The organism is Acidobacteriota bacterium (assembly GCA_038040445.1).
Classification (GTDB): domain Bacteria; phylum Acidobacteriota; class Blastocatellia; order UBA7656; family UBA7656; genus Onstottus_A; species Onstottus_A frigus.
The window spans coordinates 1-16,678 of the sequence record JBBPIG010000056.1; the positions used below are offsets into that span (position 1 = coordinate 1).

A 16,678-nucleotide genomic window follows, 5' to 3' on the forward strand; every position below is an offset into this window, starting at 1 on the left:
CTCCGCGACGCCGCTTTTGTTTTCGATTCGCAGGGAAAAAGCGGCGTCGCGGAGTACCTTTGCCGCCGCAGTCCAAATCATTAGCATGAGCAACAATGACTCTAGCCTACGTAATGCCGACTTTTGCAAGAGGCTCTTTTGGCGATGTGACGCATCAAGGTGTTGCTTGAAGGTGAAGTTGTGATGACAATAGAGGACGACAGCGATGGAAAGGGGTGGAAGCATGGCAACCTCTGAGACCCCCTATCAGCGCATGTTCAGGTAGCAACTTCGGTGTTTAGTTAGTGGAAGGCGCCTCGACAACAATCTCCGGTCATTGCCTAATCAACTTATCTTCATTAAAACTCATCATCAAAGTTGCGGGGCTGGGGTTACTCTTAGCATAACCTACTCCCAGGAAAGCAAGTTTTATCTTTCTTCCGTCCGAGTAAGTAAAGAGAATAGAATAATCTTTCACTTCGTAGGTGCCGGAACCTGGTGTGGTTGCCGGGTTTATGCAAACAATCTGCTGGTGATACATCTCTTTCATCGCCCCGTTGTCGGAGAATCTTCCGTCGGAAGTAAAAGTGATGGTAGGAATTTTTCCATTCACTTCCCTTAAAACATACGTTCCATTGAAGGTTGCGCCGTCAACGGAATCCAATTGGTAAAATGACCAATCCCTTTGATTTTTGGAGATGATGAGTTTGTCACCTTCCATTCTCAATGGAATATCGCCGTAAGGCATTTTCATAACACCTCTGCCGTTACTGAACGTATAGGTTCCCCAATCCCGCGGGTATAGCTCCGGTGGTATCCGGGTATTCAACCCATCCAAACCCTCGGTAGGAAATTTGGATCCGAAATATACCTGCCCGTTAGTTAAGAAAATGGGTGAAAACACTTGCAAATTTAAACCAACGGCTGCTCCCGTTGACTGAATAGTACCTTGCCATACGCCGGTAATGCCGCTTCCCTTGGTTGAACCTGTTTTTAAGGCCGGCTCATTGAAATCGGTAAACTGTAAAGAGAATAAGAGATTCTCAATGCCATTACGGTAACTCATCCTGTCGGATGCATAGTATCTCGACACGCCGCCACAGTACTTTCTTGATTCTAAAATAGCCACCCGTTCAAAACGGTTATTGATTTTAACTACAAACAGTTCAAGCCCAAGTTCAGTTCCGTTTTCTACCTGAACACCGCCTTTACCCCGGATGTATTCCCATCCGTTAAATGATTTTTGGGCGGCGTTCTTTCCATAATTTCCGCCTGATTGATACATTTTGGTCGCTTTGTACATAGTGGCGGCTTCATCGTAGCTTTGCGCCAGAGCCTGTTCTAACGTGCCTGAGAAATTTAGCGGGGGCATGATCTGCATCGCTAAATGTTCATTGGCGGGCAAGTCAGATGGTTTGAATACCACGCCATCTTGAAATTTCTGTTCGTTCCATCCGCCAGGCGTGGTGTACGACGACATGGAGCCAAACTTTCCTGGCTGGTTGTTTTGATTGGCGGGTGAATTTGTGGTCGGCGCGCTTTTATCCAGTTTTATGCTAGAGATAAAAGTATCTAATTGCGTCACAGATGACTGGTCGTTCAGGACTCCAAGAACGCTGACGATTTTTCCGAAGCCGCTGAAAACCGTCAGGAAGGCAAGAGATTTGCTGCCTTGGAATTCTACGGTTGCCCCGCCAGCGATGACTGTCCAGCCGTCAGCCAATTGCGTTGCCGTTTTTGGATTTGCTTCTGCCTGTAGAGGTTTGACAACCAGGTTATTCCACTCCTTGGTAAAATCATTTTGCGGATTACCTGCGCCCAGTGTCGCGCCATAAACCGTAATAATGCAAAAGCCACCCGTGGTTTGGTTGAGGTTGCTAAATGCCACCACGTTATCCTTCGGTGTTTTATTCCAGCCTTTCGGCGGTGTGTATTGAACAATGCCCAACCTTTCCGTCTGGCTAAAAACCGTTTGCGGGACGCATAAGCAAATGATATGGGCGGCGAAGAAACCTAAAATGATTTTGGACGCTTTCATCATTTTTCCAGTTTTCAAAACACCGTTCTCTGTTTGGACCCGCTCTGCCATCTATTAAATCTCCATTCAGGATTATACTCTTGACTGAAAACATAGCCACCTAGACTAGAGTAGAGTAGCTTGCGGTTTGTTTTCGATACCAACACAATCGTCAGTGCATTTTACATATAAGCGCACCCGCACAGTCCGTTTTGACAAGCCCCTTTGTTGTAGCTACAGTAAAGCATGCGAATCGAGTTCGACCCAACCAAGGACGCGGCAAATAAAACAAAGCACGGCGTGTCCTTGTCCATAGCTGGCGAACTCGATTGGGAAGCCGCGCTGGTGTGGGTTGATGATCGGTTTGAGTACAACGAGATGCGAATGATTGCCCTCGCTCCGAAAACCGAGATCCTGTACTACGTGGCGTTTGTAGACCGTGGCGAAGTGCGAAGGGTAATCAGCCTGCGCCGCGCCAATCGTCGTGAGGTAAAGCACTATGTCGAAAGTTTCTAAGCGACCTACTGTTCTCATGCCGAGCGCGGCAGAGGACAAAGTCATTACTGCGGCAGCCAGAAGTGACCCTGACGCACTGCCGCTCACACCAAAGCAGTTGAAGGCAATGGTTCCCCTGCGGTCGCTACGTGGTCGGCCAAAATCTGAAAACAAGAAGCTGCTCGTGTCAGTACGCTACAGCCCCGAGGTCGTTGCCTACTTCAGGTCCACCGGTGAAGGTTGGCAATCGCGCATGGATCGTGTGCTTCGTCAGTACGTGGCACGTCATTCCCGTAGCGCGTGAAAGTACGGTCGAACCCGTTTGGAGTGCGGCGGCAAGGTACTCCGCGACGCCGCTTTGGTTTCGTTCGCAGAGATTGAAGGAGATGTTGCGATGAAGAGCGAAAAGCTGAAAGTAGTGCGGGGCAGCGGAAATGTTTTTCGCGACCTCGGGCGTGAGAATGCAGATGCCCAACAGTTCAAGGCCATCCTGGCCGCTGAAATCATCAAGGCGCTTGACCGGGACGGTCTGAGCGTGCGCGCAGCGCACAGCCGCACCGGGATTGCGGCGGCCGACTTCTCGCGCATTCGCAATGCCGACCTCGGGCGGTTCACAGTCGATCGCCTCATGTCGATCATCAACCGGCTCGGGTCGCGTGTGGAAGTGAGAGTCAGAGTGCGGCGCGGTGAAACAGTGGCGCACGAGGCAACGGCATAAATGAAGGGATGCGACGGGCGGTGGCGGCTTCGTCAGGTCGAAGGCGTCAAGCCGTTCAAGAGCGACGATCCCGACTCGAATCTTCTGGCAAGAAGGCGGCGTGCATCCGAAGGTAGACGGCTTGGCGGTCGCCCGCGTCGGCACGACGGAACAGCCGGTGCTCGCGCGGCGCGGCGATGACGTGCGCATCGATTGGGGCTATGGCTATCTCGCCGCGCCGGCGGGCGTCAACTCCATCGGCGCGAGCGGCGGCACAGTCGCCGCCGGCGACACAGGCGGACAATTGCGCAGCGGCACCGGCGCGATCGTGGCCGGCGACACGGGCGGACGACTGCGCGGTGCCGGAGGCGCGATCGTGGCTGGCGGCAACGGCGGACGACTGCGCCGCGAGTTCACGAGTAGCGGGACAATTCCAGCCGCGGGTTCAGCCGCGGGGCAAGCGGGCGGTCCAGCCGCGGGCGATTCGATCGCGCCTGCGCCCGTGTCAGCGGGCCGGCACACGATGGCTGCGGCGTGGGACCTCGGCGCAGTGGGACCTCAGGGCGCGACTCGCTACGCGATGCTCGCCTACGATGACATCAAGTCGATTCGCTACTTCTCGAACGACCTCGCCGCCTACTGGCGCCGCAACGGCGCGACGATGGAGACGACGCTCCGCACGGCCGCGCGCGATCGCGACGCCCTCGAAGTCAAGACGCGGGCGTTTGACGCGGATCTCCAACGCGATCTCGAGCGGGCCGGCGGCGCGAAGTATGCCGCGATCGCGATGCTCGCGTATCGGCAGACGCTCGCGGCCACCAAGCTCGTCGCCGACACCAATGGATACGCCCTCCTTTTTCCGAAGGAGAACTTCAGCAACGGCTGCATCGCAACCGTCGACGTCATCTACCCGATGGCGCCGCAATTCCTGCTCTTCGGCCCGGTGCTGGCGAAGGCGTTGGTCGTGTCCAATCTCGACTACGCGAGTGGACTGCGTTGGAAGTTCCCGTTCGCGCCGCACGACCTCGGCACCTATCCGCACGCGGCCGGCCAGGTCTAGGCGGCGGCGAGCGGACCGAAGACAACCAGATGCCGGTCGAGGAAACCGGCAACATGCTCATCCTCGTCGGCGCGATCGCGAAGATGGAAGGCAACGCCGACTTCGCCGGCCGCTACTGGCCGGTGCTGACGAAGTGGGCCGAGTACCTGCGCGACAAGGGCTTCGATCCTGAGAATCAACTGTCCACCGACGACTTCGCGGGTCATCTCGCTCACAACGTCAATCTCTCGGCGAAGGCCATCATCGCGCTCGGCGCCTTCGCGCAGTTGAGCGGCATGCGCGGCGACAAAGCGCTCGCCGTATCGTACCGGACGCTGGCCGAGCAGTTCGCCAAGCGTTGGGCGACGGAGGCCGATGCCGGCGATCATTTCCGGCTCGCCTTCGATCAGCCGGACACGTGGAGCCAGAAGTACAACCTCGTCTGGGATCGGGTGCTCGGTCTCAACCTGTTCCCCGCCGCCGTCGCGCGGAAAGAAATGGCCTTCTATCGCCGAGTGCAGGGCCGCTATGGACTCGCGCTCGACAATCGGCGGCTGTATACGAAGCTCGACTGGATCACGTGGACGGCGACGCTCACGGGATCGCGCGCGGACTTCGAGGCGCTGATCGCGCCGGTCTTTGATTTTCTGAACGCGACGCCGCACCGGGTTCCGATGACGGACTGGTACTGGACGCACGACGCGACGAAGACAGGCTTTCAGGCGCGGTCGGTCGTGGGTGGCGTGTTCTTGAAGTTGCTGTACGATGAGGGCGTGTGGAAGAAGTGGGCGCGTCAGCGATAGAATGGCTCCAAAGAACAAAGGAAAATCTAAGCATTGCTGAGTCTCTGGTTGAAAGAGATCGCTTCAGCCGATATTCCTGCGCGGTCGCTATGCAACGTCGCTATGCCACACTGATGCCTCTCGGCTTGACACGTATAACGTGACAGATCAAAGTTGACGAGTGATCAAGACGTTCGCAGACCGCCATACGCAGCAGTTGTATGCAACTGGCGAGTCGCGACGGTTTCCTCGCGAGATCGCGAAGCGGGCAACGCGCAAGCTCGAATATCTTGACCTCGCGACGCACTTGGGCGACTTGAAGGTTCCTCCCAGCAACCGGCTTCATGAGCTTACACGGGAGCGGAAGGGCCAACATTCTATTGCGGTCAACGATCAGTGGCGCATCTGCTTTCGGTTCGTCGACGGCGATGCTTACGACGTGGAACTGACAGACTACCACTGAGACGAGGTGTGACATGAGCATTGTGAACACTGGACAGAGGCAGGTTCGTCCAACGCATCCGGGCGAGATGCTTCGTGAGGATTTCCTGCCGGACTTCGGGCTGACGGCGTCCGCCCTTGCTGAAGCACTCGGGGTCTCTCGCCAGACAATCAACGAGTTGCTTCGCGAGCGCCGGGCGGTCAGCCCGGGGATGGCCCTCCGCCTCTCGCGGTTATTCGGCAATTCGCCCGAATTCTGGCTCAATGCCCAGCGCGCGCTGGACCTTTGGAAAGCCACTCGATCCGCCAAAAGGAATATTGAGCGAATCAAGCCATTGAACGTCGCATAAGAACACCATGAGTCACAGGGGATACACCGCAAGAATCGAGTTCGACGAGCGCGACAACATCTTTGTAGGCCGCGTTCTTGGGTTGCACACCATGATTGGCTTTCACGGCGAAACGGTGGCCGAGTTGCGCTCCGAATTCGAAACCGCCATTTCAGAGTTCCTGCGCGATTGCAAGGAGCAAGGTGTTCGCCCCGAGAAACCCGCGTCTACTCCTCCTGCTCAGCCGGTCTGTTTTGATACTCTTGAATTGCTGAATGATGATTGCGCCACCAAGCGCCGGTGATTCTATCATCGCCATGGCGCCATCGTGAAACGAGGAAACCAGTGGCAAGACGAGCTTGCACACGTGAACAGGAAATGGTGACGGAGCGCGGCGAGTAACAGCGACAAGCCATTTCTTTAGTGAAGAGCTAATTATTATGCGCAGATGATTAAGCCTTGCACGATGGAGGGCGGCCCTTCTATTGTCGAAACGTCTGGGTACTGGATGCAAACTGTTGATGTAAGCGTCTAACCTGATCGTTCTAACCTGATCGTTATGCCGCTTCGCCTCGACGAATTCTCTCGAGTCGCCGCAGACGCCCCACATAAGCTTGCGCGACCTCGGATTGGAACAACTCTCTAGTCTCCATCTCGTCATCCGTCGGCGGTGTCAGCGAGAGGTCCATGTACTCGTAGCGCCGCGGATCGGTTTTGATCTTGCGATACATGAGATGTAGCTGCGTATAAAGCGAGAGCCAACGGACCTGCTTCCGAACCGTTTCTATTATGTATTTCGGATAGAACAGCCAAGCGGATTCAATCGGCAGACTTGACCTGCGATCACGCCGGAACTTAAGACGTAGTAATCCGCCTTCGAGGGGATGCACACTCTCAATCCCGACGCAGCCCCTGAACCACGCCATATAGAACAGCGCTTTGCCAGGGCTGGCTCCGGTTGCCATCGCTCGCTTGAGCACCGTTTCAATATGCTCTGTTGAGTAGTAGGTTTCCCAGGCTAACTGGTAGGCCATCTCCCATTCCTCACGCGACATGCGCGGGTGCCCCGTCGTGATGTGAGTGACATCGTACTTGTTCATGTCCGGGTCCATCCATACTCCAGCATCGCGCAACTTGCGATGATCCTCTGAGCCTGGCAGCGGCGTCAGACAGAAGAATTCGAGGAGATCGACCGGCAGCTCTTTCTGGATGACGCGGATGTCGTGCTGAATTGACTCCAGCGTGTCATTCGGAAATCCGAGAATGTAGCCGCAGCAGGTCAGCACTCCCGCTTGCTTCCACGCAAGCAGCATCTTGCGGTACTCGGTGATTTTATTTTGTTGCTTCTTGGCGCCGATGAGAGTGTCCGGGTTGATACTCTCAAGCCCGATGAAGACGCGTTTGACGCCGGCGCGGGTTGCTTTCTCAATGAAGTTAGGTAGCCGGTGACACAATGTATCCACCTGGATGGTGAACTTGATACGCAGCCCTTCGATCTCACGCAGGTAGATAAGGCGATCCAGAATCGCCTCCCAGTCTTTATTGCGAACGAAGTTGTCATCGGTGATGAAGAACGAGTGGATTCCCTGCGCGAGGTTTGCCCGCACGATGCGCTCTATGTCATCGGGTGAACGGCGGCGCGATTTTTTTCCCTGCACGTTGATGATAGTGCAGAACGAGCATTGATACGGGCAGCCACGGCCCGCATCGAAGGTCGTATTCGCGCCTGCCGTGCGCTTAACTCGCTGGGCAGGCAGCATCGGTATGGCTGCCCCTTCGAGGCCCGGCAAATCATTCATGAAATTGTAGAGCGGGTCAAGCTTCCCGGCCCAGGCGTCGCGCAGCACGTCTGGGAGACGGCCTTCAGCCTCGCCTGCGAACAGCGAGATTCCCAAATCTCTGGCCCGGCGAAGGTCCGTGTCTTCCTCGTTCAACATGGCAATAGTGCCGGAGACGTGAAAGCCGCCGATGGCGAGGGGGATTCCGCGCTTCCGCAAAGGGGCCGCAATATCAAGCGCACGCGGAAACTGATTCGACTGAACACCAACCAGCATGACCATCCCTGCGTCTGAGTTTTCTACGAGCGACGCGATGCGTTCAGGACGGATGCGCGTATTCGTTTCATCGAAAGCATGAATTGTGAGTTCAACGTCATCGCCGAGCACCTTCTGTTCGGCGCACTCCAGCGCCAACCCATACAACACCGCCAATGAATTCGAGGGCATCGCAGATCGAATCCACTGAATCACGTAGCCGTCATCGTCATAGTGCGACGGCTTGATAAGCACAAGAGAGAAGCGCTTCTGTTGCGTTCGATTACGTTTAATCACATTGCACCCGTTCCGCCGCGAGAAGTGAAGGGAGAGTCCTCTCCAGTGTGATTCATCAAAAACGCAAGGATAATACAGCAATACTTTCCGCAAGCGCCAGATTCTTTCTTTGGTTTTTCGGGGAAGAGCTACTGCAGTCGAACCGATAATACCACCAACGTGCGTTGGTGGGATTTGGGACCGGTGCGGCAGTCCCTCTCGTAGGTCGAGTATGAACGATCCACCAACTGCGTTGGCGGGATTGCACCTGAATACTTGTGTCTCATCGACTCTTTCAGCAGCCTGCTCGAGCGGCGCATCCGGTGAGCAGGCAGCCGGGCACGCGATCTGACAATGCACGCTGATGGGCTTGCAGCCGACGGCGTTGACCGGATGCGCGGTCGTTAGACTCTTACCGCAACCGGCATTATCACGAATGTCGCGCGACCAGTTGAAGACGAACCGAAAACACCGTATAAGCATGAACGCTAGATTGCAGAAGAAATGAGCAACAAATTAAAAGCATACGGGAGGAACAGCGACAAGCCATTTCATTAGCGGAGGTGCTAATGATTATGAGCAGATCGAAAAAAAAAACTCTTGTACACGGAATGACTACAGCGAGGAGTGAGAAGAAGGACAAGAGACTCTACAACCGCCGATTTCGACGTGTCAGTAAACAAGCGCTTCAGGTTAGTCCTCAGCAGGAGGTACTGCCACACCTGCGGGAATATAGTAACCCCTGGTCCATGGACAAGGATGGCAAGGTGAGATTCGATCCGAAGAAACATCCCGAATGGATGCGCAAGTGAGATAGAACTTAATGAGGTAGTCCTAAACCGCGCTTCAGTGGTTTTAGGTTAAGCGAAGGATGCTGATGAGAAAAATAGATTGCAAAAGACTCGGGCTCGCGATGTTGGTCGCCGTTGGAATTGTGGCTGCCGGCGCCTCACGACCGGCGGGCGCCAGCCAGCAGACGGATGTGCAGGTCCCATCTTACTCAATGAAGTTTGGGGCGTTTGTCGTAAAGTTCGATTCCGGCGGCACATTCACGCTTGAGGGCACCGGCTGGCCCCGACTGACGGGCAACTGGAAAAACAAGGGTGATGAGATTGAGCTGTCAACGACCGGCGGACCAAAAGGTTGTGACGGACCCGGACGATATCGCATTCGCTTGGACGGTAGCCACGTCAGCTTCGACCTCATATCGGATGAGTGCATGGTGCGAAGGATGATCATCGACCGAAGCACCTGGGCGCCTCAAGGTGAGGTGAAGACCAAGGTCGCGCGGCGCATCGTTAGAACAGCCGGCGCGCGCGCGCCTTCGCGCCCAAACCCGAATACGCCGAACACACCGACGGGGAGTTGGCCCTCGTTCCGCGGACAGCAGGCCTCAGGTATAGCTGAGCGGCAGAATCTCCCTGATCGGTGGGACGCCAAGACGGGCGAAAATATTCTGTGGCGCACGCCGATTCCCGGGCTCGCTCATTCCAGCCCCGTCGTCTGGGGAAGCCGAATCTTCGTAACAAGCGCTTCCAGCAGCGACCCGAAGGCGACCTTCCGCCCCGGTCTGTATGGCGACGGCGATGCATCAAAAGATCGCTCGCAGCATCGATGGATTATTTATGCGCTCGACAAACGGACGGGCAAGGTCCTCTGGGAACGTGTCGCTCACCAGGGCGTACCTCTCGAGCAGCGCCACATCAAATCGACCTACGCCAACTCGACCCCCGCAACCGACGGACGCATAGTCGTGGCGTGGTTCGGGTCGCAAGGTGTCTATGCGTACGATGTCAGCGGGCGCTTTCTCTGGAAGGTAGAGATGGGCCGCCTCGATCTGGGCGCCTACGACATTCCGACCTATGAATGGGGCCCCGCCAGTTCGCCGATCATCTGGAACAATCTCGTCATTCTACAGTGCGACACCCAGAATGATTCATTCATCTTGGCCCTCGACGCTGACACCGGTAAAACGGTGTGGAAGACCGAGCGCGAAGAGATTCCGTCGTGGGGCACGCCGACTGTTGCGATGACATCGGCGGGGCCGATACTGGTTGCGAACGCGTCCAACTACATCCGGGGTTATGACCCTCGCACGGGGAAGGAGTTGTGGCGGCTCGGGGGCAGTTCGAAGATCACAGCGCCGACGCCGATCTTTTCCGACGACATGTTTGCAGTCGTCAGTGGCCGGGGTCCCGAACGTCCGATTTTTGTGGTGAAGGCGGGCGCTCGCGGGGAACTTACGTTGCCTGAGGGCAAGTCGAATAGTGAGGCGATCGCGTGGAGCCGCACGGGTCGCGGGTCATACATGCCGACTCCGCTAATCTATGACGGCATTCTTTATGTGCTCGCCAACAACGGTCTGTTCGACGCGTACAATCTGCGGACCGGCGAGGAAGTCTATCGTCAGAGACTGCCGGTGGTCGGCAGCGGCTTCAGCGCATCGCCGGTAGCATCCGACGGTAAGCTCTACCTCTCGAATGAAGACGGGGAGATGCTTGTCATCGCGGCCGGCCAGAAATTCGCTCACATCGCAACGAACTCGATGGGAGAGATGCTGATGGCTACCCCGGCCTTGTCGGATGGCGTGATGTACGTGCGCTCATCGGCGAGCCTGTTCGCAGTCGGACGTAAGCACTGAGTGAGGGTTCGGGCGGTGGGGAAGGAACTGGTTGCGGCGGCCTGCGAGGAGTTAGCCTCTGACGTGTGGGGGCCCCAATGCATAGTCACCACATTCCCAACAGCCACAGTTGACCACGTTCCCGAACGCGACGCACATCATTTCCGCTCGACATTCCGTTCGACTACCCGGCGTTGTTCAACGCCACCGTGGAGCGGTTCTTCCGCGCCCCGTTCGTGAAGAAGGACCGGATCAACGACACCCTCAAGTCCTTCGAGAAGCTGAAGACCTCGCTGGAGCGGCCCCAGCGGTGAGCCGGCCGGGCACGCGGTCTAACAACGCAACCGGCTGGCGGCGTTGACCGCCGCCTCTGATGCGCGGTCGTTAGCTCGCAGTCGGGTGATCGCTGCCGCCTTCAAGACGCCTCAATCCAAAGCGTATGCATATTCACAGTGTCAACTCGTCGGCAATGTGATATTGTATCCAAGCGTTTCTGAACACAGAGTTAGCTTCGACGTAGCCTCGGCGGGCGCGCAAACGTCGTCGAGGCATAAGACAAGTCTCAGCAACAATCTTTGAAAAAGAGGAGAGATCATATGGCTACTACACCTGTCCAGAGTCCATTGACCGCGCTCATTCCCATAAAGGCTGCCGCCGTAGATGCGCTGCGGCAGCAGCTAATCGACACTCCAATCGACGGCTCCGGTCTCGACGCTGTGGGAACTGTGCACTTCGCACGCATCTTTGTTTTTCAACCCAACAATCCTTCCGGCGTGCCGTCGAACCTCGCGGCTGTTATCACCACCTACGACGGTGACTTTGCCGCGTATATTCAGGCTTTCGTCGACCAGCCCTCGGTCGCCGCGTTCTTCAACAGCTTCCTGATGACGGTCGATGATCCGGCCGCGCCCGGACTGGTGCCGGTGACCAAGAATGCTGCCGCGTTTGCCGCGTTCGTGCAAAAGTACGACAACACGAATCCGGCCAATTCGTGGGGCCAGTGGTACAGCGCCTATCCCGGTCTGACCGTGCAGAACATCCTGCACCCGACCAGCTAAAGTACATCAGAGAAACGGTCGTCAATAGTGTCGCGATCTGAAAAGAACGCGATGGCGGCGGCAGTTTCTCGCGGAGCACGCTGCGGGAACGTCAAACTGGACCCGCAGCGCGCTCGAGACGCTCGCGTTGATCTTGTCAACAAACCCATCACAGAACGAGGGAGATGCCATGTCCCAACCCAGCTTTGATACGACTCCCGCCGATCCGCTCAAGCTTCACCCGGAGGACCTCCCGGACATTCAGGGATTCATCGTGCACGGGTACAACATGCCCACGAGCCGTCACTTTGTTCTCACTATCGGCCAGGTCGGGGCCGCATTGGACTTCCTCGATGCCCTGACCTCGGGTTCGGGCGCGCTGTCGGTCACCAGCGCGGAACGATGGCCCGCCGGCGCGAAGCCGGAGTATGCACTCAATATCGGACTGACCGCGCGAGGGCTTGAAGCGCTCAAGCTCCCCTCGAGTGTGAGCATCAATCCCGGGAACTTCAGTTCGTTTCTTACCGGCGCGGTTGGCGCCGCCAAAACAGTCGGCGACACCGGACCCAACGACCCGGCGAACTGGGTGACCAAGCTCAACACAGCGAACGCGAATCTGGCCCACGTGCTCCTATCGCTGTACACGAACACCGCCGAAGATCGTGAGTTGTACGCCGGGCAACTCCGGGCGATGTTTGCTCAAGTCATCCCACCGGTGGGTGCGCCAGGCAGCGACGTCCTGGAGTGGGATGTTGACCCTTACATTTTCGTAGACCCCGTGACAGGAGAGACGTATCGTAAGATTCACTTCGGTTACACCGACGGTATCTCCAATCCCATCATCGACGCGGTCGACTTGCCCCCATTGCGTCCCAACCAGCTTCCGTATGTTGCGGCATGGCAATTCGTCACCCGCGACGGCGAGATGACTAGCTACAACCTGCCCGCTCCTTTGCAGTTTGGACAGAACGGAACCTTCAGCGCTTTTCGCATCCTCGAGCAGAACGTTCAGGCGTTTGAAGCTTATCTTGGCGCCGACGGCAGGGACGAAGCTGCGCAGGAGTTTCTCGCAAGTAAGTTGTGCGGAAGATGGCGCAACGGAAATCCGGTGGTTCTTCGTCCGGACACGCCCGGCCCCAGATTGCCGGACGACGAAATGATGGATTTCGACTATGGCGCCGACAACGTCGGGGAGCCCTGTCCGTATTCCGCGCACACCAGACGCACCAACTCGCGGGGAGGCCCGCTGGTAGTCCCGGTCGGCGACAAGGTGGACCACAGGATCATGCGCAGAGCCGATGCGTATGGGCCTCACTACACCGGCGCGGACGATGGCCAGAAGCGCGGGCTGGCCGGTCACTTCATGTGTGCAATGCTATCCAATCAGTTCGAGTTCCTCATGTCTCAGTGGGTCAACAGCGCGACGTTCCCGGGACTGGCGGCCCAAGCCGGGATTGATCCTCTCCTGGGAAACGTACCGGACGGGAGCACCTTCACTTACTGGGAGTCGAGCGCGCCGGTTGTTGTGGACGGCCTTTCACGCTTCGTGACCACAAAAGGCGGTTTGTACTGCTTCATTCCGAGCATCACCGCGATCAAATGGATGGCGCAGAACGGCGGTGCATCCAGTCCGTGGACCGTGCCGCCGGTGCCGAAGTAAACCGGGATACAGATAGAGCCGTTGGAAGGTGCAAGACTTGAGTTTGTTGACATTTCGAACCTGGTCGCGGCTCAGTCTCCGCGAATCTCAAGAGACTCGACCCTAAGCCATTCGTGAGCCGCGGAGCGGCAGCCCTAGAAGTGGCGCGCGCGGCCGACCGTTGACCCGCACGCCCGAACCGCCTATTCTCCTGCTTCGCTGATTGAAATTCCGATCGACTGCATCCCTCGCCTCATTCTGGAACCGGGCCGCAATGAAGCGGGGCGAACTCATTCCGTGGAAAGAAACTAACAATGCCCATAAGACTCGAAGCTGTGCGCCCGATAGAGCTGGCCGATGTACGGGAAGCGCGTAAGCGAATAGCAGGGACCGTCTTGCGCACGCCGTTGGTGCGCCTCGAACTTGGGCCGGACTTCCCCGACATCCGCCTCAAGCTGGAGAATTTGCAGGCGATCAACGCCTACAAGTTGCGGGGCGCCGCCAACGCGGTGGCGCTGCTGTCCGAGTCAGAGCGCAAGCGGGGCGTGTGGACTATCAGCGCGGGAAATGCGGGACAGGGCGTCGCGTATGCGGCGCGCCAGGCGGGCGTGCCATGCACCGTCGTGGTGATCGAGACAGCGCCGGAATCGAAGATCGAACGAATGCGGGCGCTCGGCGCAAGCCTCATCCCGGTGCCATGGGATGTTGCTTGGAAGGCTCTCGAGGAGCGTTCGTTTCCCGGAGTGGAAGGGACGTTCGTGCACCCGTTCGACGATCATAATTTCATTACTGGGCACGCGACGATGGGTCTCGAGATTTTTGAAGACGCCCCTGATACCGCTGCCGTCATTGCCGCGATTGGGGGCGGCGGGCTCATCACCGGTGTTGGCAGCGCGCTCAAGGCGCTCAACCCGGGGATCAAGGTTTGGGGCGCTGAGCCAGAGACGGCCGCGCCCGCCGCGCTTTCGTTTGCGATGGGATCTCCGCAAGTGTTCAAGGACTGGAAGCCGTCGTTTGTGGACGGTGCCGGCGGTCAGAGCCTCTTCCCACGCATGTGGGAGCGGATGACGCCAGTGGTGGACGGCTACATTGTGGTGAGCCTGGACGAGACGAAGAAGGCGATGCGGCTGATCGCGGAGAAGTCGCGCGTCATTGCGGAAGGGGCCGGCGCTCTGGCGGTGGCCGCGGCATTGACTGGAAAAGCCGGCCAGGGGCCGATCGTCGCGATCGTCTCTGGTGGCAATGTAGATCTGAAGAAATTCTGCGAGATTATCGGCGAGTAAGCGACGCAAAGAACCTTGTAAGTTAGGTCGGAATAATCATCATGAAGATAAAGAATAAGTATGACTGGGTCTTGAGTAACGCCAAGCTTTTTGAGAGCTTTGGTCTATTCCTATTACTTGGCGGATGGTTGCTCCATACCTACTCAATTGATAAATGGAACGAGGCTGACCAAAAGTTGAATCGATCAATTGAACAGATAACTCAGAATTACCATCTTATTCAGATTACTGCAAACGGTAGATTTCAATCAGCCCTTACAAGACTAGCTGTGCTACGACCTAATCTAGCCCATATTAATGACGACAATTATAGTTATGAAAATGCTTGGTCATTTCCAGAGTATCGTAAGCACTGGCTAGAGCTACTGAATAATAGCGTGTTTCATTTGGGCGGAATCACTTCTAGTCTTGATCAAACAAGCAAAGAACTACAACTTGATGACTCTCCCAGCCTTCAAGAGTCTAAAAAGAAGCTTGAAGCCATAAACATTGTGATTCGCGAGATATTGAACGGCCAAGAATATACTCCAGAGGATGTGCCAGTTCCTGAGCTAAGTAAGGTCTCATATGAAAGGAGCATAGAGATAGGGAAAGCATCAACTGAAATTACTCAATATGTATTTTCTGCTTGGGAAGAGATTATGAGTTTAATAGGTAAGAAGAAGGATTCACGCATGGTTATCTACTATACAATATTTTTGATAGGCACAACTCTGTCCGAAGCTTCGGCCCAAGGCGCGGAGATCGTGTGTTTCGGAAGCCTATCTCTTACCTCAGACCCCTTCGGAATGAATCATAGTCACTGCGCCCGACTCGCATTATTGACTTCAATTAGCCGCTGAACTAACCGCTGAATTGGAAGTAGAAAGACAGCATGTGTTAAGCTGGCGGCGGATCATTCCCCGACAAGGTTCAAGTAATGACGAGAGATGCTAATAAGACACCAGCCAAGACGCGCAAGGCACGGCCGCGAGCCAATGGATCGGGAGGGCTGGCCGTTACTCTGACTGGTGACCGGCAGGATTTGATTGCCGACACTCGATACGGCGAAGAGTCTCATCCTGGTCCGGTGCGCATCAATCCCGAATCAAAGGAAAAAAGAGAGAAGAGGCTAGCCGCTAGAAAAGCCCGCACGCTGCGCGCTTTCCAGATGGCCTATGAAGATCATCACCGCTCCTGATCCGGAGAGCACGCGCTATGAAGCGACTACTTGTCCTCGTCCCCCTCGCACTTTCCGCGCACCGGGCCTCGCAGGCTCGGTTGAACTATTGGTCAATCTAAGGAGAGCAGGCACTATCGGCTTGGAGAGAAAAATATGATTTTCCATGTAACATTAGAAAAAGCTGAAGACGGATGGATTGTTGCAGAATGTCCAGCGCTCCCAGGCTGTGTTTCTCAGGGAAAAGACGAAAGGGAAGCAATAGAAAACATAAAGGAAGCTATTACCGCCTGGCTATGGGCTGAAGATCAGAAAGCTTTATCTGCCCTCTCAAATCAACAGGGCCAGACTCCTATTGTCGTAGCCGTTTAACAGCATGGGGAAACTCGGCAACATTTCAGGGAAGGAAGCGGTCAGAGCCTTTCAGAAAGCAGGCTAGCAAACGATTGGTCAAGTAGGGAGCCATGTGGTAATGGTAAAGCCCAGCGTGCGAGTGAACCTTTCAATACCTCAACATAAAGAGCTATCGGTGGGCACGTTACGAGCCTTGATCCGAAACGCAGGTTTGACAGTAGATGAGTTTCTCAACCTGTTGTGATTGGTTTCCTTGTTGGACACTCAAACTACCTTCAGTAAAATCCATTCTCATCGGAGGTCATCCATGATCATTGCCCTGGCGTCGCCTTGTGTCGCCTCAACCATTGACGAGGGCTTAGACAAAATCAAGCGGCTCATATCTGAAGCTTCGGCTCAAGGCGCGGAGATCGTGTGTTTCCCGGAAGCCTATCTTCCAGGTTTGCGGGGACAGGATTTTGAAGTATTGCCCTTTGATCAGACGCAGCAGGAACGGGC

Annotated in this window: 20 protein-coding genes; 18 read left to right on the plus strand and 2 right to left on the minus strand. The window is 56.0% G+C overall.

What is annotated here, in order from left to right:
• Positions 1 to 313: 313 nt before the first annotated feature.
• Positions 314 to 2,068, minus strand: a complete 1,755-nt coding sequence (locus tag AABO57_28425; protein MEK6289660.1) for a hypothetical protein — start codon at positions 2,066 to 2,068, stop codon at positions 314 to 316.
• Positions 2,069 to 2,242: 174 nt separating this feature from the next.
• Between AABO57_28425 and AABO57_28430 the strand changes: the two genes are divergently transcribed.
• The 8 genes from AABO57_28430 to AABO57_28465 all read left to right on the plus strand — a co-directional run bounded on the left by AABO57_28430 (position 2,243) and on the right by AABO57_28465 (position 6,083).
• The gene (locus tag AABO57_28430; GenBank protein MEK6289661.1) at positions 2,243 to 2,512 is read left to right on the plus strand and encodes a BrnT family toxin; all 270 of its coding nucleotides are present in this window, start codon (positions 2,243 to 2,245) and stop codon (positions 2,510 to 2,512) included.
• A gap of 16 nt (positions 2,513 to 2,528) precedes the next feature.
• Positions 2,529 to 2,795: a BrnA antitoxin family protein gene (locus AABO57_28435; GenBank protein ID MEK6289662.1), complete on the plus strand. Its 267-nt coding sequence runs from the start codon at positions 2,529 to 2,531 to the stop codon at positions 2,793 to 2,795.
• 90 nt (positions 2,796 to 2,885) lie between these two features.
• Positions 2,886 to 3,209 carry a helix-turn-helix transcriptional regulator gene (locus tag AABO57_28440; protein MEK6289663.1) on the plus strand — a complete coding sequence of 108 codons (324 nt, stop codon included), beginning with the start codon at positions 2,886 to 2,888 and terminating at the stop codon, positions 3,207 to 3,209.
• Positions 3,210 to 3,309: 100 nt separating this feature from the next.
• Positions 3,310 to 4,248, plus strand: coding sequence for a DUF4965 domain-containing protein (locus AABO57_28445; GenBank protein ID MEK6289664.1), 939 nt, complete (start codon positions 3,310 to 3,312; stop codon positions 4,246 to 4,248).
• A gap of 29 nt (positions 4,249 to 4,277) precedes the next feature.
• Positions 4,278 to 5,030 carry a DUF1793 domain-containing protein gene (locus AABO57_28450; protein MEK6289665.1) on the plus strand — a complete coding sequence of 251 codons (753 nt, stop codon included), beginning with the start codon at positions 4,278 to 4,280 and terminating at the stop codon, positions 5,028 to 5,030.
• A 160-nt stretch (positions 5,031 to 5,190) separates the two neighbouring features.
• Complete coding sequence (locus tag AABO57_28455) at positions 5,191 to 5,472, plus strand: type II toxin-antitoxin system RelE/ParE family toxin (GenBank protein MEK6289666.1); 282 nt, start codon at positions 5,191 to 5,193, stop codon at positions 5,470 to 5,472.
• A gap of 13 nt (positions 5,473 to 5,485) precedes the next feature.
• Positions 5,486 to 5,800, plus strand: a complete 315-nt coding sequence (locus AABO57_28460) for a HigA family addiction module antitoxin (GenBank protein MEK6289667.1) — start codon at positions 5,486 to 5,488, stop codon at positions 5,798 to 5,800.
• 7 nt (positions 5,801 to 5,807) lie between these two features.
• The gene (locus AABO57_28465; protein ID MEK6289668.1) at positions 5,808 to 6,083 is read left to right on the plus strand and encodes a type II toxin-antitoxin system HicB family antitoxin; all 276 of its coding nucleotides are present in this window, start codon (positions 5,808 to 5,810) and stop codon (positions 6,081 to 6,083) included.
• Between the two features lie 253 nt (positions 6,084 to 6,336).
• Here AABO57_28465 and AABO57_28470 read toward each other — a convergent pair whose 3' ends face one another.
• The gene (locus AABO57_28470; GenBank protein ID MEK6289669.1) at positions 6,337 to 8,109 is read right to left on the minus strand and encodes a radical SAM protein; all 1,773 of its coding nucleotides are present in this window, start codon (positions 8,107 to 8,109) and stop codon (positions 6,337 to 6,339) included.
• Positions 8,110 to 8,663: 554 nt separating this feature from the next.
• Here AABO57_28470 and AABO57_28475 point away from each other — a divergent pair.
• The 10 genes from AABO57_28475 to AABO57_28520 form a co-directional block, all read left to right on the plus strand.
• Positions 8,664 to 8,900 carry a hypothetical protein gene (locus AABO57_28475; GenBank protein ID MEK6289670.1) on the plus strand — a complete coding sequence of 79 codons (237 nt, stop codon included), beginning with the start codon at positions 8,664 to 8,666 and terminating at the stop codon, positions 8,898 to 8,900.
• A gap of 65 nt (positions 8,901 to 8,965) precedes the next feature.
• Complete coding sequence (locus tag AABO57_28480) at positions 8,966 to 10,729, plus strand: PQQ-binding-like beta-propeller repeat protein (GenBank protein MEK6289671.1); 1,764 nt, start codon at positions 8,966 to 8,968, stop codon at positions 10,727 to 10,729.
• Positions 10,730 to 11,304: 575 nt separating this feature from the next.
• Entirely contained in the window at positions 11,305 to 11,766 is a 462-nt protein-coding gene (locus AABO57_28485; GenBank protein ID MEK6289672.1) for a hypothetical protein, read from the plus strand.
• 169 nt (positions 11,767 to 11,935) lie between these two features.
• Entirely contained in the window at positions 11,936 to 13,405 is a 1,470-nt protein-coding gene (locus AABO57_28490; protein MEK6289673.1) for a hypothetical protein, read from the plus strand.
• Positions 13,406 to 13,698: 293 nt separating this feature from the next.
• Entirely contained in the window at positions 13,699 to 14,667 is a 969-nt protein-coding gene (locus AABO57_28495) for a pyridoxal-phosphate dependent enzyme (protein ID MEK6289674.1), read from the plus strand.
• A gap of 41 nt (positions 14,668 to 14,708) precedes the next feature.
• Entirely contained in the window at positions 14,709 to 15,509 is an 801-nt protein-coding gene (locus tag AABO57_28500; protein ID MEK6289675.1) for a hypothetical protein, read from the plus strand.
• 77 nt (positions 15,510 to 15,586) lie between these two features.
• The gene (locus AABO57_28505; protein MEK6289676.1) at positions 15,587 to 15,847 is read left to right on the plus strand and encodes a hypothetical protein; all 261 of its coding nucleotides are present in this window, start codon (positions 15,587 to 15,589) and stop codon (positions 15,845 to 15,847) included.
• 135 nt (positions 15,848 to 15,982) lie between these two features.
• Positions 15,983 to 16,198: a type II toxin-antitoxin system HicB family antitoxin gene (locus AABO57_28510; protein MEK6289677.1), complete on the plus strand. Its 216-nt coding sequence runs from the start codon at positions 15,983 to 15,985 to the stop codon at positions 16,196 to 16,198.
• A 73-nt stretch (positions 16,199 to 16,271) separates the two neighbouring features.
• Entirely contained in the window at positions 16,272 to 16,424 is a 153-nt protein-coding gene (locus AABO57_28515; protein ID MEK6289678.1) for a type II toxin-antitoxin system HicA family toxin, read from the plus strand.
• Positions 16,425 to 16,487: 63 nt separating this feature from the next.
• Positions 16,488 to 16,678 (plus strand): nitrilase-related carbon-nitrogen hydrolase (locus AABO57_28520; GenBank protein ID MEK6289679.1); only part of this gene is annotated, 191 nt, incomplete at its 3' end.

What these genes read in the sequence shown, in the direction of transcription:
- AABO57_28465 (MEK6289668.1), top strand. Translation starts at nt 5,808, where the DNA reads ATGAGTCACAGGGGATACACCGCAAGAATCGAGTTCGACGAGCGCGAC.
- AABO57_28440 (MEK6289663.1), top strand. Translation starts at nt 2,886, where the DNA reads ATGAAGAGCGAAAAGCTGAAAGTAGTGCGGGGCAGCGGAAATGTTTTT.
- AABO57_28460 (MEK6289667.1), top strand. Translation starts at nt 5,486, where the DNA reads ATGAGCATTGTGAACACTGGACAGAGGCAGGTTCGTCCAACGCATCCG.
- AABO57_28475 (MEK6289670.1), top strand. Translation starts at nt 8,664, where the DNA reads ATGAGCAGATCGAAAAAAAAAACTCTTGTACACGGAATGACTACAGCG.
- AABO57_28480 (MEK6289671.1), top strand. Translation starts at nt 8,966, where the DNA reads ATGAGAAAAATAGATTGCAAAAGACTCGGGCTCGCGATGTTGGTCGCC.
- AABO57_28505 (MEK6289676.1), top strand. Translation starts at nt 15,587, where the DNA reads ATGACGAGAGATGCTAATAAGACACCAGCCAAGACGCGCAAGGCACGG.
- AABO57_28510 (MEK6289677.1), top strand. Translation starts at nt 15,983, where the DNA reads ATGATTTTCCATGTAACATTAGAAAAAGCTGAAGACGGATGGATTGTT.
- AABO57_28430 (MEK6289661.1), top strand. Translation starts at nt 2,243, where the DNA reads ATGCGAATCGAGTTCGACCCAACCAAGGACGCGGCAAATAAAACAAAG.
- AABO57_28425 (MEK6289660.1), bottom strand. Translation starts at nt 2,068, where the DNA reads ATGGCAGAGCGGGTCCAAACAGAGAACGGTGTTTTGAAAACTGGAAAA.
- AABO57_28435 (MEK6289662.1), top strand. Translation starts at nt 2,529, where the DNA reads ATGCCGAGCGCGGCAGAGGACAAAGTCATTACTGCGGCAGCCAGAAGT.
- AABO57_28485 (MEK6289672.1), top strand. Translation starts at nt 11,305, where the DNA reads ATGGCTACTACACCTGTCCAGAGTCCATTGACCGCGCTCATTCCCATA.
- AABO57_28490 (MEK6289673.1), top strand. Translation starts at nt 11,936, where the DNA reads ATGTCCCAACCCAGCTTTGATACGACTCCCGCCGATCCGCTCAAGCTT.
- AABO57_28450 (MEK6289665.1), top strand. Translation starts at nt 4,278, where the DNA reads ATGCCGGTCGAGGAAACCGGCAACATGCTCATCCTCGTCGGCGCGATC.
- AABO57_28500 (MEK6289675.1), top strand. Translation starts at nt 14,709, where the DNA reads ATGAAGATAAAGAATAAGTATGACTGGGTCTTGAGTAACGCCAAGCTT.
- AABO57_28495 (MEK6289674.1), top strand. Translation starts at nt 13,699, where the DNA reads ATGCCCATAAGACTCGAAGCTGTGCGCCCGATAGAGCTGGCCGATGTA.